Genomic DNA, 20,175 nt, shown 5'->3' on the forward strand with positions numbered 1-20,175 from the left:
CGTGGACGAACCCCGATACCTGGCCGGCCGCTACCGGCTGGTCGAACGGCTCGGACAGGGCGGCATGTCCGTCGTTTGGCGCGCGTACGACGAGGTGCTCGGCCGGCTGGTGGCGGTGAAGACGCTCGACCCCGTCAAGGCGGCCACCGATCCGGCCTCCCGGGAACGGATCCGTGCCGAGGCCCGCGTCGCCGCGCGACTCAGCCACCCGTTCATCACGAACGTCTACGACTACGGCGAGTGCACGGCCGGCGGCGGTGAGCCGACCCCGTTCGTCGTGATGGAACTGGTCGAGGGTGAGCCCCTGGACGAACGGCTCGACCGGGAGCGGCTGTCGCCGGCGTTCGCGGTCGAGGTGTGCGGTCAGGTGGCGGCCGCGCTCGGTGCCGTTCACGCGCGGGGGCTGGTGCACCGCGACGTGAAGCCCGCCAACGTCATGCTCACGCCCGACGGCGCCAAGGTGGTCGACTTCGGCATCTCGGCCGTCGCGGGGGACAGCCCCGACACGGTCGACCGCGTCATGGGCACTCCCGCCTACCTCGCCCCCGAACGCCTCGACGGCGGGCCGGCCGACGCGGCCAGCGACATGTACGCCCTGGGGCTGCTGCTGTACAAGACGCTGACCGGCCGGCTGCCGTGGGACGCCGACACCACCACGCAGATGCTGGTGGCGCACTGCTACCTCCCGCCGGCGCCGCTGCCGCGGGTGCCCGGACTGCCGCCGGAGGTGGTCGACCTGGTGCACCGCTGCCTGGCCAAGGAGCCCGCCGACCGCCCGAACGCCGTCGAGGCCGCGCGCGTTCTCGGCGCCGGCATCGCGGCCCGGCTGCCCGTCGTCGACCCCGTCGCCGCCGCACCGGTGGGCGCCCGGGCCAAGGAGGCGGCGGCGCGGGCCACGCAGGCGGTGGTGCGCGGTTCCCGGGCGCTCGCCACCGTCGCGATCAACCGCACGGACGCCACGGGACCGTCGGACAACCGGCCGGCGGCCGGGCGCACGGCGCGCAGCCGTCTTGTGCGCCCGGGCCTCGCCCTCGCCGCGCTCTGCGCCGCCACGATCACCGTCGTGAGTTGGACCGGCTCCGACGGCGCCACCCCGCCCGCCAACGCCGGCACCGGCGGCTCCGCGGCCGGCCCCGCCGCGGCGAGCGGCCCCGTCCCGGGCGGGAACGACGGCCGCGTCGCCATGCCGGACCGCGGCTGCCAGGTGCAGTACGCGACCCGTTCGGACACGGCGGGGCAGTTCGTGGTGGAGCTGACCCTGCGCAACACCGGCACCGAGGCCGTCGCGGAGTGGGAGCTGGAGTTCGCCTACCCGGGGGATCAGCAGGTGCGGCAGTTGACCGGCGCCGAGTACCACCAGGAGGGTTCCGACGTCCGGCTGCGCGGCGGTGAGCTGCCCGCCGGCGGGACGGCGACGGTGACGCTGACCGGCACCTACGCCGCAGCGAACCCGCTGCCGACGGCGTTCACGCTCGGGGACAAGGTGTGCGGCAGCCGGCTCGTCGGCGTCGCGAACAGCCCGACCCAGGGCGCCCAACGGCCCGCCCAGCAACAGCCGGGGCAGCAGCAGCCCGCCGGCGGACCGCCCGCCCCGAAGAAGAACGGCAAGGATCCGAAGCCCCCGCGACCGTAGGCCCTGTCCCGCCGATCACTGCCGACCCGGCCACGGCCACCGGGACAGGGCTTGACCTGCAAGTTGCGCGGGCATCCGCACGTGCAAGAGCGCGGATTAGTGAAACCTGGGTTTCGCCACTCCCGCGTGGATGGTTCCACCACCTAGGGTGGTGCCCACCGACGGGAGGAGGGCACCGTGCGCTTCGAGGTCAGCCGGGTTCTGGACACGATCGAACAGCGACTGACCACGGACGTCACGTTGGCGCAGGCGGTTGTCGACCTCGCCGACGTCGCGCGGTTCCAGGACCTGGACGGCGGCAAGGGCATCAGCCTGATGCGCATCGGCATGGTGCTCGACGCGTTCGCGCAGTACCTGATGGACGGCCACGCCATGCTGTACCCCGTGGTGGGCCGTGAGCTGCTCTCCGACGCCGGGTTCACCTCCAAGGAGCGGATGGTGCTCGGCCGCTGGATCGACGACGGCCGGATCGAGGCGACCCCGATGACCGGTGACCGGGTCGTCGAGATCGCCGACTTCACGGGAATGCCGATCATCGCGTGCCGGGACTACCGGCAGTTCGCCGAGCGGTTCGGCTGGGTGACGACGGAGCCCGAGCGGCTGCTGCGGCTCTCGCCCCGGCCGGGCAAGGCGGTGCTGACCCCCTGGATCGACGGTGTGCCGATGCCGGCCGAGAGCACGCGGGCGCGGGCGACGTTCGCCGCGCCGGGGCGCTCCGAGCCGCCGGAGGACGGGCCGCACCGGGTGTTCGCGGCGCGGTCGCGGCAGGCGCAGACGCGCGTGAGCACCCGGGCGATCGAGCCGGCCGCCAAGCCGAGCGGGCTCGGTGCCTCGTTGCTGGCCCGGCTGTGGAGCTGCCCCGAGATGGACTGCCCCTCGTTCAGCGACTTCCGCCGGATCGGGCAGCCGGTGCCGCGCATGCTGAAGGGCGTTGCGGCCTGCCCACGGCACGGGGAGCCGCTGAAGGACGCGGGCGTGCGTCCCGCCGAGTACCCGGTGGCCGTGGTCATCGACGACGTGGTGCGGCTGCGGTTCCCGGTGACCGGCTCGCGCCCGGTGACGGTGGGGCGTTCGCTCGACGACCCCGAGGACATCTCGCTCGACCTGTGGCTGCACGAGGCCGCCAGCAACTGGATCTCCAAGCGGCACGCCCGCCTCGACATCGTCGACGGTGCGCTGCGGATCACCGACCACGGAGCAAACGGCATGCTGGTGTGGCGCCGCAAGGAGGCCGGCGGCGCGGCCGAGAGTTCGCGGCTGTACCCGGGGCGTTCGGCGACGCTGGGGCCGCACGACAGCGTGGAGCTGTACACCGGCGTCGAGCTGGTGCCGGGCAACCGCCGCGTGGTGGGCGGCGGGCCGGTGGTCGCGTCCGACGTGCGTTCCGTCCTGGTGGACGCGCCGACCGTCGCCCTCCGCGCGCGCGACAGGTGAGAGAGCGCGCCGAGGCGGTCCTCCGGCAGCTGGCCGGCGACCGCGCGCAACTGCGCCCGGACCAGTGGGTCGCCATCGAGGCGCTCGTCGCGGGGAAGCGGCGGGTGCTCTGCGTCCAGCGCACCGGCTGGGGCAAGTCGGCGGTCTACTTCGTCGCCACCGCGCTGCTGCGCGCGGCGGGCGCCGGCCCGACCGTGATCGTCTCGCCGCTGCTCGCGCTGATGCGCAACCAGGTCGACGCCGCGGCCCGCGCCGGCATCCGGGCCCGCACGATCAACAGCGCCAACCTGGAGGAGTGGGACGAGGTCGCGGCAGGAGTCGCCGCCGGGTCCGTCGACGTCCTGCTCATCTCGCCGGAACGCCTCAACAACCCCGATTTCCGCGACAACGTGCTGCCGAAGCTGGCCGGCACCACGGGACTGCTCGTCGTCGACGAGGCGCACTGCGTCTCCGACTGGGGCCACGACTTCCGGCCGGACTACCGGCGGCTGCGCACGTTCCTGGCCGACCTGCCGCCGGGCACGCCGGTGCTGGCCACCACGGCCACCGCCAACGAACGGGTCACCGCCGACGTCGCCGAGCAGTTGGGCGACGCGCTGGTGCTGCGCGGTTCGCTCGACCGGGAGTCGTTGCGCCTGGGCGCGCTGCGGCTGCCGACACCCGCCCACCGGCTCGCATGGCTCGCGGATCACCTGGCGGCGCTGCCCGGTTCGGGGATCATCTACACGCTGACCGTCGCCGGTGCGGCCGACACCGCAGCTTTCCTCACCGCGCAGGGCTTTCCGGTGACTGCCTACAGTGGACAGTCCGACGACGCCGAACGCCGTGCCGCCGAGCGGGATCTCCTGGACAACCGCATCAAGGCGCTGGTCGCCACGTCGGCGCTCGGCATGGGGTTCGACAAGCCGGATCTCGGGTTCGTGGTGCACCTGGGTGCGCCGTCCTCGCCGATCGCCTACTACCAGCAGGTGGGACGCGCCGGCCGGGCGGTGGAACGCGCGGACGTGCTGCTGCTGCCGGGCAGCGAGGACGAGGCCATCTGGCGGTACTTCGCGTCGCTGGCGTTCCCGCCGGAGGAGCAGGTGCGCGCGGTGCTCGACGCGCTGCTGGACAGCGACCGTCCACTGTCGACACCGGCCCTGGAGGCAAAGGTCGACCTGCGCCGCGGCCGCCTCGAACTGATGCTGAAGGTGCTCGATGTCGACGGCGCGGTGCGCCGCGTGCGGGGCGGCTGGACGGCGACCGGCGCGCCCTGGCGGCACGACGCCGAGCGCTACGAACGCATCGCCGCCGCCCGCACCGCAGAGCAGGCCGCGATGCGCGAGTATCCACAGGAGACGGTGGACTGCCGGATGGCTTTTCTACGGCGCTGCTTGGACGATCCGGGCGCTGTCGCATGTGGACGGTGCGACGCGTGCGCCGGCCCCTGGTACCCGACGGGCGTGTCCGACGAGGCGCTGCGCGTCGCGCAACGGCACCTCGGGCGCACCGGCGTCGACATCGCGCCGCGCAAGATGTGGCCCACCGGGCTGCCGGCCGTCGGGGTGCCGCTGTCCGGGAAGATCCCGCCGGGTGAGCAGGCGCTGCCCGGCCGTGCCCTGGGCCGGCTCAGCGACCTCGGCTGGGGGCAGCGGCTGCGGCAGGCCGTGGCCGTCGATTCGCCCGTTCCCGAGGAGGTGGTGAAGGGTGTGGTGGAAGCCCTCGCCGCCTGGGCCAAGGGTGACGACCCGTGGCCGGCGCGGCCCGTGGGGGTCGTGACGATCGCGTCGCGGTCGCGGTCGGCGCTGGTCCGCTCGCTGGGCGAACGCATCGCGGCGGTCGGCCGCCTCCCGCTGCTCGGCGAGGTCGAGACGGTCGGGCCGGCGGTTCCGGCGACCAACGGCGCCCAGCGCGTCCGACTCCTGCACGACGCCCTCCTCGCGCCGCCGCTGCCCGACCTCGACGGCCCGGTGCTGCTCGTGGACGACTTCGTCGACACCGGCTGGACGATGGCCCTCGCCGCGCGGGCGCTGCGTCTCGCGGGTGCGCCGGGGGTGCTTCCCTTCACGCTCGCCACGGTCACCTGAGTATCGTGAACCCGTGTCCACGACTGCGACGTACACCGTGACGGGGATGACCTGCGGGCACTGCGCGTCCGCGGTGACCGAGGAGCTGACCCGGCTGCCCGGGGTGCACGACGTGCGGGTGGAGGTCGCCACCGGCGTCGTGACCGTGCAGAGCGGCGGGCCGCTCCCGATCGACGAGGTGCGCACCGCCATCGATGAAGCCGGATACGCGCTGGTCGAGACCGGTGCCTGAGACCGCCGCACCGCCGCGGCCGGCGGCGGCCCGCGCGCCGGGCCTGTTCGACTCGGCGGCCAAGCGCGGTGCGATCTTCGCGGTCGCTGTGGTGCTCGCGTTGCTGGCGGGATATTCGATCGGCAAGGTGTCGGTGCCCGCCCCCGACTCGGGCGACCCCGTGGTCGGCGTCCCCGCCGGTGGGAGCCGGCTGCCCGGGGCCCAGGGCCAGCAGCCGGCCGCCGGGCACTCGCACGGCCCCGAGGACGCGGCCGCCGCCGGGCTCTCGGCCACCGTCGGTCAGTACACGCTCGTCCCGGACACCACGACCTTTCCCGTGGGAACGGCGCAGCCGATGCGCTTCGCCGTGCAGGGCCCGTACGGCCCGGTCCTGCGCTACGAGACCGTGCACGACAAGAAGTTGCACCTGATCGTGGTGCGCGCCGACCTCAGCGGCTTCCAGCACCTGCACCCGGAGCTGGGCACCGACGGGTACTGGACGGTGCCGCTGACCCTCGGGGCGCCCGGCAGCTACCGCATGTACGCCGACTTCACCATGTCGGAGAACAGCGGCCGCCAGCTCGCGCTCGTGCTCGGCGTGCAGCTGACGGCGGCGGGGGCGTTCGCGCCCGAACCGCTGCCGGGGCCGGCGACCGCGGCCACCGTCGAGGACCTGTCCGTCACGCTCACCGGCGCGCCCAAGATCGGCAGCGCCGCACCGATGACGGCCCGGGTGACGAAGGGCGGTGCGCCGGCGCAGCTGGAGCGGTATCTGGGGGCGTTCGGGCACCTGGTCGTGGTGCGCGAGTCGGACCTCGGCTACCTGCACGTCCACCCGGACGAGCAGCTCGTCGACAACGGCGTGCGCTTCTGGGTGTCGGCGCCGGGGCCGGGGCGCTACCGGGCGTTCTTCGACTTCTCCACCGGCGGGGTGGTGCGCACGGCGGCGTTCACGGTGCAGGTGGCGTGAGCAGCGTCTCCAGGTAGGGCGTGACGGCCCACTCTGCGGCGAGGTCCCCGGTCGTCGCGGTCCCCGCGTAGGTCGCCTTGATCAGCGCGTTGCGGGGAGTGTGCGCCGAGTCGATGAACTCCACCACCTCCACGCGGTAGCCGTGCCGGCCCAGGATCTCGGCGCGCAGCGCGTCCGTCAGGACGTCGGCGAAGCGTTCGCGCAGGATGCCGTGCCGGGTGAGCGGGCCGGGGCGGTTGCGCAGCTGGGTCGCCACGTCGTGGTGGCAGCAGGGGGCGGCGAGGATCCAGCGGGCGTTCCACTCGACGGCCCGCGCGAGGGCGTCGTCGGTGGCCGTGTCGCAGGCGTGCAGGGCGAGGACCAGGTCGGGTTCCGGTTCGGGCCGGACCGACGCGATGCTCGCCGCGGTGAAGCGCAGGTTGTCCCAGCCCAACTTCTGTGCGAGGGCGGTGTTGCGGTCGCGCTGGTCCTCCCGTACGTCCACGCCGGTGACCGTGACGGCCGGGTTTCTTTCGCTCAGGTACCGGTACGCCGCGAACGTCAGGTACGCGTTGCCGCAGCCCAGGTCCACCACGTGCGCGGGCCGGTCGACGGTCGCGTCCAGCGCCCGCAGGAACGCGTCCACCTGCCGGCGCTTGGCCGCGTTGCCGCCGATCACGTCGAACAGCGGGTCGTCCGGCGGGATCAGATGTTCCTTCGGCCGGTCGTGCACACCCGCCGCCGGATCCCGCGCCACCGCCGAACGGTGCACCTGCGCCTCGCCGCGCTTGGTGACCCGCAGCTGCACCGTCTCGTCGGCGGTCTCCACGTGCCAGTTGCCGAACGGCTCGGCCAGCAGTTCGTCCACTGTGGACAGGTACGCCCCGTCGAGGTTGCGCACGGTCGGCCGGACGCCGTCGGAGGTGGTGAGCTGGATGCGCCGCTGCCCCCTGAGCGCGACGGGCTTCAGCTCGGCGCGCGCCACGGCGGGCACCGCGTTGCGCCGCCGCCCGGAGGCCACCGCCCGCACCAGCTTCTCCTGATCCAGCAGCAGCGTCCGAAGCCGATCGAGCGCATCGGAGAGCGGTTCAGGCACGCGTGGTCCCCCTCATGAGTCGGGCCCGGCGGGCAGCAGCCGGGTCTCGCCGACGGCCAGGTCCCAGAGGTCGTCCCTCGGCATCCCCGCCGACTCCCACTCCCTGATCGCCTCCTGGACCGGCGCCAGCAGCGGCTCCGCCGACAGGATGAACGTCCCCCAGTGCATCGCCGCCATCCGCGGCGCACCGAGGTCGAGACACGCCCGCACGGCCTCGGCCGGATTGGTGTGCACCGCTCGCATGAACCAGCGCGGCTCGTACGCCCCGACCGGCAGCAGCGCCAGGTCGATGTCCGGATGGCGCGCACCGATCTCGGCGAACCAGTGCCCGTACCCGGTGTCCCCGGCGAAGTAGATCTTGAATTCCCCGCTGGACAGCACCCAGCCGCCCCACAGGCTCTTGCACGTGTCGAACGCCCCCCGCCGGCTCCAGTGGTGCGCCGGCACGAACTCCAGCCGCACCGGACCCAGGTCGAGCGCCTCCCACCAGTCCAGTTCGTGCACCGTGGTGAACCCCCGCCGCCGGAACCACCAGCCCAGCATCGCCGGCGCGTAGATCGGCGTGGTGCGCGGCAGTCGCCGGATCGTCGGCGCGTCGAGATGGTCGAAGTGGTTGTGGCTGATCACCACGGCGTCGATCTCCGGGAGGGACTCCCACCGCACGCCGGGCGGCGTCAGCCGCGAGCGCACCCCGGGGATCCGTCGCGACCACACCGGGTCGGTCAGGATCGTGCGCCCGCCCATCCGCACGACGTACGAGGCGTGCCCGACCCAGGTGACCGCGGCCCGGTCGGCGGGAACGGGCGGCAGGGCGTCGGCGCGGCGCACCGGGATGTTCCTGGCGTCGGCGAGGCTGGGGCCGCTGTTGCGGCGCTCGCGCATCATCCGCAGCACCATGCGCAGCCCCGGCAGCGGCTCGGTCAGCCGATCCTTGAACGACGCCGGCCAGTCCCGGCCGCCGTGCGTCTGCCGGTTGCGTTCGAGCTGTTTGCGTACCCGCCGGGGGTCGAAGACGGCCACGGATCGACGTTACCCGCAGACAGAGACGCCACACGGATCGCACAGCGCCCGTGTGGCGTCCCGACGTGTCGGCGGCTACTCGCTGTCGCCCGTTTCGGCGACCTCCGCGGCGCCGCCCTCCGGCCGCCGACGCCGACGCCGGCGGGCCCGCGGCGTGGACTCCCCGTCGCTGTCGGAGAAGACCGCCTGGGTCACGGCGACCGTCGACAGGTCGATCGTGTCGGAGGTGTCCCGGGTGTCCGGGGCGTCCGTCACCGCCCCGCCGCCCTCGGCCGCCGACGTGCGGCGACGGCGCCGCGAGCGGGACCGGCGCCGGCCGGGCGCGGCCTCATCGGTGTCGGTGCCCTCGACCGCCTCGGGTGCGTCCGTCGACGGTTCGACGACGTCCCCGTCCGTGGTCACCCGGCGCCGCCGTCGGGTGCGCGGAGTCGCGGCGCGTTCCTCAGATCCGGTCGAACGCCCACGGCTGCGGCCCCGGCCGCGTCCACGCTTGCCCTCGACGTCCTCGAGGACCTCGGTGGAGAGGCCGCTACGGGTACGGTCGGCGGTCGGCAGCGTGCCGCCGGTGCTCTCCGGGATGTCCAGGTCGGTCAGCAGCCACGGCGACGTGTGGTACGTCTCCGGCGGCTCGGGCGTGTCGAGCTGCAGCGTCTTGTCGATCAGCTGCCAGCGCGGCATGTCCTCCCAGTCCACGAACGTCACCGCGACACCCGTGGCGCCGGCCCGGCCGGTGCGCCCGATGCGGTGCACGTAGGTGTCGGCGTCCTCGGGGCAGTCGTAGTTGATGACGTGCGTGACGCCGGTGACGTCGAGCCCGCGGGCCGCCACGTCGGTCGCCACCAGGATGTCGATCTTCCCCGCGCGGAACGCCCGCAGCGCGCGTTCCCGCGCACCCTGACCGAGGTCGCCGTGGACCGCGGCGACCGCGAACCCGCGGAAGTCCAGGTCCTCGGCCAGCCGGTCGGCGGCCCGCTTGGTCCGGGTGAAGATCATCGTGAGGCCGCGCCCCTCCGCCTGGAGGATGCGGGCCACCACCTCGACCTTGTTGAGCGAGTGCGTCCGGTACGACAGCTGTTTGGTGTGCGGCGACGGGCCGGTGTTGACGTCGTGGCCCGCGTGCACCGTCACCGGCTGCCGCTGGAACCGCCGCGCCAGCGCCACGATCGGGTCGGGCATCGTGGCGGAGAAGAGCATCGTCTGCCGCTCGGCGGGAAGCATCGAGAGGATCTTCTCGACGTCCTCCAGGAAGCCGAGGTCAAGCATCCGGTCGGCCTCGTCGAGGACCAGCGCGCGCACGCCGTCCAGGCGCAGCTGCTTGCTCTTCGCCAGGTCGAGCAGGCGGCCGGGCGTGCCGACCACGATCTCGACGCCCTTGGTCAGCGCGGCGGTCTGCGGCTCGTAGGCCACGCCGCCGTACAGCGCGATGACCCGCACGCCGCGGGTCTTGCCGGCCGCCGCGATGTCCCGCGCGACCTGGATGCCCAGCTCGCGAGTGGGAACGACGACGAGGGCCTGCGGCTTGCCGTCCGCGCCCTCGGCGGGCGAGGCGACGCGTTCGAGCAGTGGGATACCGAAACCGAGCGTCTTGCCGGTGCCGGTCGGGGCCTGGCCGATCAGGTCGACGCCGCGCAGCGCGATCGGCAGCGCGTACTCCTGGATGGCGAAGGCGTGTGTGATGCCGGCGGCGGCCAGGGCCTGAACGGTCTCCTCGCGGGCGCCGAGCTCGGCGAATGTCGGGGCTTCCGGTCGAACCGGAGCGGTGGGCGCGAGCGCTTCGGATGCGGCTCCGCCCTCGATTTCTTCGATCGTCATGGAGTTATCGGGGTGTCTTCCTCGCGGGAGCGCCCCGGATGGTGCGGGTGCGCTCGGTTTTCATCGGCTACCAGGCGTGCTTCGTGCTCCTGGCGGTCGATCTCTCGGGTGACGCGGGGCGCGCGGATGGGCCTCTCGCGTGGCACGGGGACCCGGGTTTAGGCAGGTCATCGTGCGGCTTTTCGTTACATCCTACCTGACGGTACGCCAGACAGCAGAGCGAGCGCGACGGCGGCGGGAGTAGCCTGCGCTCGTGTCCGAATCCGTCGCCCCCGCCGTGGTTGACCTGCTCGGTGTTCTCGCCTATGCCGAACTGCTCGCGTTCGACCGGATGGCGGCAGACGCCCGCCTCGCTCCCGACCTGCGCCGCCGCGCCATGCTCAGCGAGATGGCCGCCCGGGAGATCGACAACTACTGCCGCCTGGCCGAACGGCTGCGCCAGCTGGGCGTCGACCCGGAGGCCGCCATGCAGCCGTTCGTGCCGGCGCTGCACGAATATCACGAGCAGACCGACCCGAAGGATTGGCTGGAGGCGCTGACCAAGGCGTACGTGGGGGACGGGCTCGCCGACGACTTCTACCGGGAGATCGCCGCGTTCCTGCGTTCACCCGATCGGGAACTGGTGCTCGACGTGCTGCACGAGTCCCGGTTCTCCGAGTTCGCGGCGGAGGAGATCCGCTCGGCGATCGCGGCGGATCCCCGGGTGGCCAACCGGCTCTCGATGTGGGCCCGCCGGCTGACCGGCGAGGCGCTCTCGCAGGCCCAGCGGGTGGCCGCCGACCGCGCCGAACTCATCGGCCTCATCGCCGCCGAGGTCGGCGACCAGGCGGGGCTGATGGCGCTGTTCAAGCGGCTCACCACCGACCACACCGCCCGCATGACCGCCGTGGGCCTGAACAACTGACCGCCGATACGACCGATGGGCCGTCCCGTCGAGGAACGACCCATCGGTCACACACGTGTCGAAACGTCAGCTGACGGTGAACCCGACCTTGCGCTGCGACGCCTCGGCGATCTCGACGTAGGCCACCTTGGCGACCGGCACGATGATCCGCCGGCCCTTCTCGTCGACCAGGCTGAGCACACCGTCGTCGTCGGAGAGCGCCTCGGTCACGGCCTTCTCGACCTCTGCCGGCGTAGCGGTGCTGTCGATAACCAGCTCCCGCGGGGTGTGCAGAACGCCGATCTTGACCTCCACGGACTCCTCCTCCTATGAAACAACACACGCGGGCTGTGTCGAAAAGCCTACTGCCGTGGAAAGGCTAACGCGGTCAGGCCTGGTCGCCCTGCTGTTCACCTTGCAGCGGAAAACTGGCGATGCCCCGCCACGAGAGCGCGGAGATGAGCTGCTCGGCCTCGCCCTTCTCGACCCGCCGACCGCTCGCGAGCCAGAACCGCGCGGCCGTCTCGGCGGCACCGACCAGCCCGGCCGCGAGGATCTCGGCGCGGGCCCGGCTCACCCCCGTGTCCGCCATGATCGTGTCGGTGATGACGGAGATGCTGTGCGCCTCGACGCGTTCGACGCGCTCCCGCACGGCCGGCTCGTTGCGCAGATCCGACTCGAACACCAGCCGGAACGCCTCCGACTCGTGGTCGATGAAATCGAAGTAGGCCTGTGTGGTGTTGCGCACGCGCTGCTTGTTGTCCGTCGTGGTGGCCATCGCGTCCCGCATCCGGGCGTTCAGTGCGTCACAGTGCGTGTCCAGCAGCGCCAGGTACAGCTCCAGCTTTCCCGGGAAATGCTGATACAGGACAGGCTTCGACACGCCCGCGCGTTCGGCGATCTCGTCCATCGCCGCGGCGTGGTAGCCGTGCTGCACGAACACCTGCTGGGCCGCGGCCAGGAGCTGCTTGCGCCGCGCTGACCTGGGCAGACGCACCGGCCGACCGGTCGCCTGGGCACCGCTCGTAGCCGAGGTCATTCCGATCCTCCCCAAGGTCCACATCGGCCGCCCGTGCCCCCGGGGGTGGGGACGTCGAGGTTGGCCGTTGTAGCAACTTACCCGTTTCCGGTGCACACGGTAGCCTCACCGGAGGCGACGCAAGGAGCGCACGGTGAGCGGACAGGGCAGTCGATTGACGACGGTCATTATGCTCGCCAGCGTTCCCGCCCGCCCGCCGGCCCCCGGCCGGAGCACGGATCGGACCCCACGATGGAGGCTTTGGTGCCGTCCTGGCGACAACCCGTGAACGGCGCGATCCCTGCCGACGAGGCACCCGACGACCGGTACGGCGAGGTCAGAGGGGACGAGGGACGGGCCGATCCACCGGCCGCAAGAGGACGCGCGGAGGTTCCCGGCCTGGCCCACCCGCCGCGGATGGACGAGTCCGGCGGCCGCCGTCCCGTGCACCACTACCCCCAGGGCCCCGGTGGCGAGCGCTGGACCACCGAGGTGCGGTACACGCCGGTCGCCCCGGCCCCGCCGGCCGCTCCGCCCGCACCGCCGCAGCAGCAGGCCGACCCCGACCGGAGCGTTCCGCCCGCGCCCGCCGACACCGACTGGGTCGCGCAGAGCTGGGCCACCACGACGCCGCCGAGCACGGTGCGCCCCGACGCGACGCCCACCGGCCCCGAGATTTTCGAGCAGGAGCAGCCCTCCCGCGACGCCTACACGCCGGACCCGCCGTTCGGGGCGGAGCGCTTCGGGTCGTCGCCGGCCGCCCTGCCGCCGCACGACGATCCGCACGGCAACGGCCGCCGGGGCGAGCGGCTCTCCGGCGACCGCCTGTACTCGCGTGGGCGCAACCGCCGCCCGGCCGGCGAGTCGGAGCCGGCCGTGCGCCCGATGCCCGAGGGCGGGTTCGACGGGTTCGCGCCGCGCCGCGCCGCCAACGGCACCAACGGCACCGGCCCCGACCTGCTGGTCCCCGTGGCGCCGCCGGTCGCGCCCGAGCCGGCCCGGCCGGCCGACGACATCGTTCCGGAGCCCGCGCTGCCGAGCAACGCGTGGGTCGACTCCTGGTCCGAGGGTTCCTGGTCGGAGAGCGCCTGGCGGGCCTCCGCCGCGCTGCCGCCCGAGCCGCCGGAGCCCCCGTCGCCCGAGCCCGCGGAGCCGGTCGCGGCCGTGCTGCCCCGCCGCACGCCGTCCGAGCCGGACGTTCCCGTGGTGCCGGGCGAGGAGATCCTCGCGGGTGACGGCGGCCCGGCCGAGACCCCCGCGCTCGAACGCATCTCGACGTTCCTCCGCGACGACCGCGACGAGGAGGAGGCCGAGCACGACCGGCCGGACGGGTTCCACTTCCCGAGCGTGGTGGACGCCGTGAAGGTGGTGCCCGGGGTCCGCGACGCGGCCATCCGCACCAACGAGGCCGGTGTGCCGACGCTCCGCCTGGAGCTCGCCGACGACGCCGACCCGGCGCAGATCAGCCGCGAGGTGGCCCGCCTGCTCAAGGAGCAGATGGGGCTCGCCGCCGAGCCGAGCACGGCGGCACCCGTCGCGCCGGCGCCCGAGCCGGTCGAGGACGAGGACGCCGCGTGGGCGCCGCAGGGCGACCCCGAGGACGAGCGCCCGTCGGCGACCGTGACGCCGTTGCCGGTTCCGCCGCTGTTGCGGCCGGACCCGCCGCGCGAGCCGGCGTCCGTCGTGGGTGCCGACGATCCGGTCGAACGGCGTGAGGACGAGCCCTACCCGTTCGCCGCACGGGTGCTGCGCGACGACCTGAGCCGGCCCACCGGCGACACCGACGAGGCCGCGCCGGAGGAGCCCGCGCGCGACACCGGGACGCGTGAGCCGTTCGGGGCCGGACCGGTCGACGCCGACGCGGACGGGCCGATCGCCGGGCGGCGCCCCGAGCGTGAGCCGGCCGAGGAGTCGGACGCCGCGGGAATGGCACCGGTCGCGGGTGCCGGCCCGGAGCACGACGACGAGCCGGAGGCCGGGCGGGGCGCCAACCCGCACGTCTACCGGGTAGGGGGTGTGCCGGCCACGCCGCCGCCCTTCACCGAGCAGAGTTACGCCGAGCCGGGCGCCGGCGAGCCGCCCTTCGCCGAGCCGAGGCCTTCCGAGTCGAGCTTCGTCGAGCCGGGCTACCGCACGTCGGCCTTCTCCGAGCCGGGGTTCGGTGAGCCGGGCCGGGGCGGTGGGCTCAACGGGGCCGGACACGCACCCGGGCTCAACGGATCCGCCGGCCCGGCACCGGTCGACTACGACGGCTCCATCGCGTTCGACGACTCGGTGCGCGACACGGTCCCACCGCAACGCACCGACCCGGACGACGCCCGGCGCGAGCCCGGGGATTCCGGGACGGCGCCGAAGCCGGAGCTGGACCTGAGCCGGTTCGCCGATCTTCCGAAGGTGGGGGAGGCGCCCCGCCCGGCGGACGCGGTCCGGTTCGGCAGTGTGCCGCGCCCGGCGACCCCGCGCGACGGCAAGGGCCGGCGCCCCCGCGACCGCCGCTTCGAGGCCGAACGCCCCCCGCAGAAGCCCCGCGTCGCCGTGGAGTCCCCGGGGCCGCAGCCGCTGCCGACGCCCGCGTCGCTCCCGCGCGTGCGGCTGGTCAACTTCTCCGCCGAGACGCGCGGGCTCGACGCCTCGGTCACGGTCAAGCTGGAGGCCGACGGCGTCACCGCCGAGGGGACGGTCGCCGGGCCGGCGGTCGACGGCTACATCCTGCGGCTCTGCGCGGCGGCCACCGCCCGGGCGCTCGACGACCTGCTGGTCGACTCGGCGAGCGGCCTTCCCGAGGGGCGCTGCTTCGTGGAGCACACGGCCGTGGTGCCGTTCGGCGGGGTCGAGGTCGGTGTCGTGGTGGTGCTGCTGGTCTGCGGCGGCTGGGTGGAGCAACTCTCCGGCTCGGCGATCGTGACCGGCGACGGCCGGCAGGCGGTCATCCGCGCCACGCTCGATGCGGTGAATCGTCGCCTGGAAGCCCTTTTGTCGTAACTCGTCGTTCATCGGGCGGTGCATCGGCGACACTGGTGTGGTGAAACGTGCTCGCCTTGCACCCGATGACGCCGTCACGCCGTCCGTGCCCCTTCCGCCGCCGTGGCCCGGCGAGGCCGTCCTGCTCGACGGGGCCAAGACGTTCGTGCGGCGGACACCGGCCCGGAGCAAGTCGGCCGAACCGGCGCTCTACGTGCACGGGCTCGGGGGCTCGGCGGCCAACTGGACCGACCTGGCCGATCTTCTGGCGCACCGGTTCGACGGGGAGGCCATCGACCTGCCCGGGTTCGGGCACAGCGCACCGGCGCGCCGCTACACGATCGAGGCGCTGGCCAACCGGGTGATCCGGTGGATCGAGCACTCCGGTCGGGGCGCCGTTCACCTGGTCGGCAACTCGATGGGCGGGGCCGTCTCCGTCCGGGTCGCCGGCATCCGGCCCGACCTGGTGCGCACGCTCACGCTGATCTCGCCGGCGATGCCGTTCCTCGACCCGCGGCGCTCGGCGCAGGGGCCGGTGGTGCCGTTCGCGCTGCTGCCGCAGGCGCACCGGCTGGTGGGCTGGCGGATGGGGATGATCCCGCCCGACGACATGGCCCGCATGGTGCTCGCCGCCTGCGTCGGCGACGTCTCGCGGATACCGGAGCAGCGGCGTGCCGAGGCGCGCGAGGAGATCGAGCTGCGGTACACCGTTCCGTGGTACGCCGACGCCTACGTGCGCACCCTGCGCGGGCTCGTCACGTGTTTCGTGCGGGCGTACCTGCCCGGCGCCGGTTCCATCTGGCAGATTGCCCGACGGATCAGCGCGCCGACCCTGGTCATCGGCGGCGACGCCGACAAGCTGGTCGACATCCGCGTGCCGTACCAGGTGGCGCGGGCCGTTCCGGACAGTCGCCTGCTCACGCTCGGCGGAGTCGGCCACGTCGCCATGCTCGAACGCCCCACCGTCGTGGCGCGGGCCGTCATCGGCATGCTCGACGAGCTGGAGTCCACGGCCGCGGCGGCGGCCTGAGCGTCATGAACGCGAGGTCCGTCTTCTGGCTGTCCGTGGCCGTCGGGATCGGGGTCATGATCGGGGTGGCCGTCCGCTCCACGGGCCACGAGACCGGGGTGATCGCGCCGATCGCGGGCGGTTCGCCGGAGGTGCGGCAGGAGCCGTTGCCGCGGCGGATCGGGCCGGGGCCGGCGTCCGGCGCCCCACGGGTCACGCCGAGCGTGGCTCGCACCGGCACCGGCAGCTTCACCACGATCGACGCCGGCACGCCGGTGCGCGGGGAGGCCGGTCGCCTGGAGAAGTACCGGGTCGCGGTGGAGAAGGGCAGCGGGCAGGACCTGGCGGAGTTCGCCCAGGCGGTCGACCGCACGCTCACCGACTACCGCGGCTGGACGGCGGGCGGCGAGCTGCGCCTGCAACGCGTTCCCGACGGCGAGTCCGCCGACTTCACGATCTACCTCGCCACCCCGGTCACCTCCGAACGGATGTGCGCCACCGGCGGCCTGCGCACGGAACAGTTCGCGTCGTGCCGGCTCTCCGGGAAGGTGATCATCAATCTGGCGCGCTGGGTCGGCTCGGTGCCCAACTACAAGGCGCCCGTGGGCGTGTACCGCGACTACGTGATCAACCACGAGGTCGGCCACGAACTCGGCTACGGCCACGAGAGCTGCCCCGGCCCGGGAAAGCCGGCACCGGTGATGCAGCAGCAGACCTACGGACTCTCCGGTTGCGTCGCCAACGGCTGGCCCTACGTCGACGGCAAGCGCTACCGGGGCCCGACCGTCCTCGGCGGCTGACACAGCAGGCCTCAGCTCGATAAATTCCCGCAGGCCTGGTGTGGGACGTCACCGCACGATCACGCATCCGCGGGGCAGAATGGGTCGCATGTCATTGCCGCCGCTGGTCGAGCCCGCCGCCGACCTGTCCGTTGACGAGGTCCGGCGCTATTCCCGCCACTTGATCATCCCGGATGTCGGGGTCGCCGGACAGAAGCGCCTCAAGAACGCGCGCGTGCTCTGCGTCGGCGCCGGCGGACTCGGCTCACCGGCCCTGATGTACCTGGCCGCGGCCGGCGTGGGCACGCTCGGGATCGTCGAGTTCGACACCGTCGACGAGTCCAACCTCCAGCGGCAGATCATCCACGGCCAGTCCGACATCGGCCGGCCCAAGGCGGAGTCCGCGGCGGCGAAGATCCGCGAGATCAACCCGTACGTCAATGTGCGGATCCACAACGAGGCGCTCTCCAACGACAACGTCATGGAGATCTTCGCCGAGTACGACCTGATCGTCGACGGCACCGACAACTTCGCGACCCGCTACATGGTCAACGACGCGGCCGTCTTCCTGAAGAAGCCGTACGTGTGGGGCTCGATCTACCGGTTCGACGGTCAGGCCAGCGTGTTCTGGGCCGAGCACGGCCCCTGCTACCGCTGCCTGTACCCGGAGCCGCCGCCGCCCGGCATGGTGCCGAGCTGCGCCGAGGGTGGCGTGCTCGGCGTGCTGTGCGCCTCCATCGGCGCCATCCAGGTCACCGAGGCGATCAAGCTGCTGACCGGGATCGGCGAGCCGCTGCTCGGCCGGCTCACGGTGTACGACGCCCTGGAGATGGAGTACCGCAAGATCAAGGTTCGCAAGGACCCCAACTGCGCCATCTGCGGCGAGGCGCCCACCGTCACGGAGCTCATCGACTACGACGACTTCTGCGGCGCGATCTCCGAGGAGGCCACCGAGGCCGCCACCGGCTCCACGATCACCGCTCCCGAGCTGAAGGAGTGGATCGACGCCGGAAAGTCGATCGCCATCATCGACGTACGGGAGCCCGCCGAGTACGAGATCGTCAAGATCCCCGGCTCGGTGCTGATCCCCAAGGGCGAGATCCTCAACGGTTCCGCGCTTGCCGACCTGCCCCAGGACAAGCAGATCGTCCTGCACTGCAAGTCGGGGGTGCGTTCCGCCGAGGCGCTCGCCGCGGTCAAGGCCGCCGGCTTCAAGGACGCCGTTCACGTGCAGGGCGGCGTGGTCGCCTGGGTGAAGCAGGTCGACCCCTCCCTCCCGGTCTACTAGTAGGAGCGGGTACCCCTCATGGTCGACGTGGAAGCCGCGATCGGATACGTCGTCGCGCATGGTGACGTGGTGGATCGGGCCAGGCTGAGCTACCTGCGCTCCGGCACCGAGCCGTCCGAGCAGGTACTGGAGAAGGCCGAGTTCGGGGACCTGCCCGACGGCGGCTGGCCGGCGCTTGCCAGTTCGGCCGTCCCGTCGGTCGACGCCACCTGCTACCGCCTCTCGGAGCTGGTCGACCTGGGCGCGCTCAACCGGCCCGTCGCCCAGGCCGCACTGCGGTGGCTCGCGAGCCGCCAGAGCCCCGAGGGCGCCTGGCAGGAGGACGAGTCCCTCGCCGCGCAGGCGCCGCAGTGGGCGCAGCCCGGCGATCCCGAGGCGACGGTGTACCTGACCGTCAACGCGGCGTTCTGGCTGGCGGTCGCCGCACCGCCGTCGCGCTACTACGGGGATCAGGCCGACTATGCGTACGCCGGCAATGTGCGGCTCGCGGCGGAGGCGTTCCGGGCCAGCCTCGGGCCGCACGGCGAATGGCCGTCGTACCTGGCCGCCGGCTGGCTCGGATGCGCGCTGCTCTTCTACTCCGGCCTCTACTACGAGTCGGCGCAGATCCAGGTGATCCTCGCCGAGCGGGTGCCGGGCATGACGCCCGGCGACACCGCCTCCCTCGCGGCCGCGCTGCGGCGGGTGGGCGTGGCCGACGACGACTGGGTGGTGCAGCTGGCGCGGCGCCGGCTGACCGAGACGCAGCGGCCCGACGGCGCGTGGGAGAGCGACGACGGGCGGGCGTTCGACGTGCACACCACGCTGACCGCCATCCGCGCGATGAGCTAGCGCGCCATGATTCGGTGAAGCCCGGGAGCCTGTCCAGCTCCCGGGCCTCGTTTTTCCGCCATTCACGTCGCCGGCACGTTTAAAGAACGCGGTTCAGTTGTCACAACATGCGCTCTGCCACTGAGCTACGGCCGCACGAAGAGCGGCCGGCGGGATACGAGCCCGCGCCCTCATGTTCCCGTCCGCGTCCGGTCGATCCGGCGATCGACGGAGAATGCTGAATCTGGAGCGATAGCTTGAGATTTATGCGGCTTAGCCTCTGCCAATTGGGCTACCCCGGCCCGGGCCTTCCATGACGCTGTATGCCGGGGGAGGGACTCGAACCCTCACTGGTCACCGCGGTTCAGGCTGAATCGTTCAGTTTCAGCTTGCGCTCCATAGCGCACCTCCGTTTGCTCAGAACGGAGGATCCTGAATCGGCTACGCGAAGAGGTAGCCGAAAATCTTGTCACCCACCTTACGGTCCACGACGGATGCGTTGTTGGCCTCCTCGCGGGCGAACTTCACCGCCTGCTGCAGCTTCTCCACCCGGCCGAGCAACTCCGACACCCGCTTCGCCGGCAGCGCACCGGAGAACTTCACGGTGGTCCAGTAACCCACCGCCACGTCCTCGTAGTACACCTCGACCTGCGCCGGGTGCTTCTCGGTGGCCTCCGCCTTCACGTGGTTGCGCGGCACCTTCCGGGTCCGGATGGTGCGCACCGGCTCCGTCGAGTAGCAGTCCGCCGACTCGTTGAACCCCCACGCCTCCGCCGCGTCCAGCACCGGCAGCTTCTTCACGAACGTGTGCAGGTCGGTGAGCTGCTTCTCCAGGAACAGCAGGTGCGTCACCGGAACATCGGCCAGCAGCACCTCGCCGTCCAGCTTCACGTCGGCGCGGGCCACACAGTTGGTCGCGTCCTTGCTCGCGGTGACGTCGAACAGCCGGGTCAACGAGACGGCGATGTCGCGCAGCACCTCGTCGCTGCGGATCTGCACCCGCGTCGACTCCGGCGGCAACTGCTCGCCCTCTTCGTCCTTGGGCTGATACGTCCGCGCGATACCCGAGAGCAGCGACGGCTTCTGAACGGCCTGGTGGGCATCGGTCAGCTCCTGAAAGGAACGACTCTTGATGCCCTTTTCCACGGCAATAATCTGATTGAGCTTGGTCATCGCGCTCACCTCCGGCGTCCGGCACACATTAGG

The 20,175-nt window shown here is 72.6% G+C and carries 17 protein-coding genes; 11 read left to right on the forward strand and 6 right to left on the reverse strand.

Annotation, left to right across the window (positions count from 1 at the left end):
• The first annotated feature begins 1 nt into the window (after position 1).
• From Val02_RS07395 to Val02_RS07415, 5 genes are all read left to right on the forward strand, one after another.
• The gene (locus Val02_RS07395; RefSeq protein WP_239152517.1) at positions 2 to 1,633 is read left to right on the forward strand and encodes a serine/threonine-protein kinase; all 1,632 of its coding nucleotides are present in this window, start codon (positions 2 to 4) and stop codon (positions 1,631 to 1,633) included.
• Between the two features lie 177 nt (positions 1,634 to 1,810).
• Positions 1,811 to 3,067 carry an FHA domain-containing protein gene (locus Val02_RS07400; protein ID WP_203898163.1) on the forward strand — a complete coding sequence of 419 codons (1,257 nt, stop codon included), beginning with the start codon at positions 1,811 to 1,813 and terminating at the stop codon, positions 3,065 to 3,067.
• Positions 3,064 to 5,133, forward strand: a complete 2,070-nt coding sequence (locus tag Val02_RS07405; protein WP_203898164.1) for a RecQ family ATP-dependent DNA helicase — start codon at positions 3,064 to 3,066, stop codon at positions 5,131 to 5,133. The genes Val02_RS07400 and Val02_RS07405 overlap by 4 nt, the downstream gene beginning before the upstream one ends.
• A gap of 13 nt (positions 5,134 to 5,146) precedes the next feature.
• Positions 5,147 to 5,365: a heavy-metal-associated domain-containing protein gene (locus tag Val02_RS07410; RefSeq protein ID WP_203898165.1), complete on the forward strand. Its 219-nt coding sequence runs from the start codon at positions 5,147 to 5,149 to the stop codon at positions 5,363 to 5,365.
• Complete coding sequence (locus Val02_RS07415) at positions 5,358 to 6,314, forward strand: DUF8832 domain-containing protein (RefSeq protein WP_239152520.1); 957 nt, start codon at positions 5,358 to 5,360, stop codon at positions 6,312 to 6,314. The genes Val02_RS07410 and Val02_RS07415 overlap by 8 nt, the downstream gene beginning before the upstream one ends.
• Here Val02_RS07415 and Val02_RS07420 read toward each other — a convergent pair.
• From Val02_RS07420 to Val02_RS07430, 3 genes are all read right to left on the reverse strand, one after another.
• The gene (locus tag Val02_RS07420) at positions 6,295 to 7,389 is read right to left on the reverse strand and encodes a class I SAM-dependent methyltransferase (protein WP_203898166.1); all 1,095 of its coding nucleotides are present in this window, start codon (positions 7,387 to 7,389) and stop codon (positions 6,295 to 6,297) included. The genes Val02_RS07415 and Val02_RS07420 overlap by 20 nt on opposite strands.
• A 12-nt stretch (positions 7,390 to 7,401) precedes the next feature.
• Positions 7,402 to 8,409 (reverse strand): MBL fold metallo-hydrolase, encoded by a 1,008-nt coding sequence (locus tag Val02_RS07425; protein ID WP_239152521.1) that lies wholly within the window; start codon positions 8,407 to 8,409, stop codon positions 7,402 to 7,404.
• Between the two features lie 75 nt (positions 8,410 to 8,484).
• Positions 8,485 to 10,221: a DEAD/DEAH box helicase gene (locus Val02_RS07430; protein WP_203898167.1), complete on the reverse strand. Its 1,737-nt coding sequence runs from the start codon at positions 10,219 to 10,221 to the stop codon at positions 8,485 to 8,487.
• Between the two features lie 253 nt (positions 10,222 to 10,474).
• On the opposite strand from Val02_RS07430, the gene Val02_RS07435 reads away from it, so the two are divergent.
• Positions 10,475 to 11,125, forward strand: coding sequence for a ferritin-like fold-containing protein (locus Val02_RS07435; RefSeq protein ID WP_203898168.1), 651 nt, complete (start codon positions 10,475 to 10,477; stop codon positions 11,123 to 11,125).
• Positions 11,126 to 11,191: 66 nt separating this feature from the next.
• Here Val02_RS07435 and Val02_RS07440 read toward each other — a convergent pair whose 3' ends face one another.
• Together Val02_RS07440 and Val02_RS07445 are read right to left on the reverse strand one after the other, a co-directional pair.
• Entirely contained in the window at positions 11,192 to 11,419 is a 228-nt protein-coding gene (locus tag Val02_RS07440) for a DUF3107 domain-containing protein (protein ID WP_203898169.1), read from the reverse strand.
• Between the two features lie 73 nt (positions 11,420 to 11,492).
• The gene (locus Val02_RS07445; protein ID WP_203898170.1) at positions 11,493 to 12,143 is read right to left on the reverse strand and encodes a TetR/AcrR family transcriptional regulator; all 651 of its coding nucleotides are present in this window, start codon (positions 12,141 to 12,143) and stop codon (positions 11,493 to 11,495) included.
• 243 nt (positions 12,144 to 12,386) lie between these two features.
• On the opposite strand from Val02_RS07445, the gene Val02_RS07450 reads away from it, so the two are divergent.
• From Val02_RS07450 to Val02_RS07470, 5 genes are all read left to right on the forward strand, one after another.
• Positions 12,387 to 15,104, forward strand: coding sequence for a hypothetical protein (locus Val02_RS07450; protein WP_203898171.1), 2,718 nt, complete (start codon positions 12,387 to 12,389; stop codon positions 15,102 to 15,104).
• 40 nt (positions 15,105 to 15,144) lie between these two features.
• On the forward strand, positions 15,145 to 16,113 hold the full coding sequence (locus tag Val02_RS07455; protein WP_203898172.1) for an alpha/beta fold hydrolase: 969 nt from the start codon (positions 15,145 to 15,147) through the stop codon (positions 16,111 to 16,113).
• A 5-nt stretch (positions 16,114 to 16,118) separates the two neighbouring features.
• On the forward strand, positions 16,119 to 16,892 hold the full coding sequence (locus Val02_RS07460) for a DUF3152 domain-containing protein (protein ID WP_203898173.1): 774 nt from the start codon (positions 16,119 to 16,121) through the stop codon (positions 16,890 to 16,892).
• 88 nt (positions 16,893 to 16,980) lie between these two features.
• Positions 16,981 to 18,159 carry an adenylyltransferase/sulfurtransferase MoeZ gene (moeZ, locus tag Val02_RS07465; RefSeq protein ID WP_203898174.1) on the forward strand — a complete coding sequence of 393 codons (1,179 nt, stop codon included), beginning with the start codon at positions 16,981 to 16,983 and terminating at the stop codon, positions 18,157 to 18,159.
• An 18-nt stretch (positions 18,160 to 18,177) separates the two neighbouring features.
• Entirely contained in the window at positions 18,178 to 18,990 is an 813-nt protein-coding gene (locus tag Val02_RS07470) for a prenyltransferase/squalene oxidase repeat-containing protein (RefSeq protein WP_203898175.1), read from the forward strand.
• A 420-nt stretch (positions 18,991 to 19,410) separates the two neighbouring features.
• On the opposite strand, the gene Val02_RS07475 is transcribed toward Val02_RS07470, so the two are convergent.
• On the reverse strand, positions 19,411 to 20,142 hold the full coding sequence (locus Val02_RS07475) for a DUF7873 family protein (RefSeq protein WP_203898176.1): 732 nt from the start codon (positions 20,140 to 20,142) through the stop codon (positions 19,411 to 19,413).
• Positions 20,143 to 20,175: the final 33 nt, after the last annotated feature.

This window comes from Virgisporangium aliadipatigenens (genome assembly GCF_016863615.1).
Lineage (GTDB): Bacteria > Actinomycetota > Actinomycetes > Mycobacteriales > Micromonosporaceae > Virgisporangium > Virgisporangium aliadipatigenens.

Excerpts from the sequence above, each read along its gene's own strand:
- Val02_RS07430 (WP_203898167.1), bottom strand. The coding sequence starts at position 10,221 with ATGACGATCGAAGAAATCGAGGGCGGAGCCGCATCCGAAGCGCTCGCG.
- Val02_RS07445 (WP_203898170.1), bottom strand. The coding sequence starts at position 12,143 with ATGACCTCGGCTACGAGCGGTGCCCAGGCGACCGGTCGGCCGGTGCGT.
- Val02_RS07460 (WP_203898173.1), top strand. The coding sequence starts at position 16,119 with ATGAACGCGAGGTCCGTCTTCTGGCTGTCCGTGGCCGTCGGGATCGGG.
- moeZ (WP_203898174.1), top strand. The coding sequence starts at position 16,981 with ATGTCATTGCCGCCGCTGGTCGAGCCCGCCGCCGACCTGTCCGTTGAC.
- Val02_RS07470 (WP_203898175.1), top strand. The coding sequence starts at position 18,178 with ATGGTCGACGTGGAAGCCGCGATCGGATACGTCGTCGCGCATGGTGAC.
- Val02_RS07475 (WP_203898176.1), bottom strand. The coding sequence starts at position 20,142 with ATGACCAAGCTCAATCAGATTATTGCCGTGGAAAAGGGCATCAAGAGT.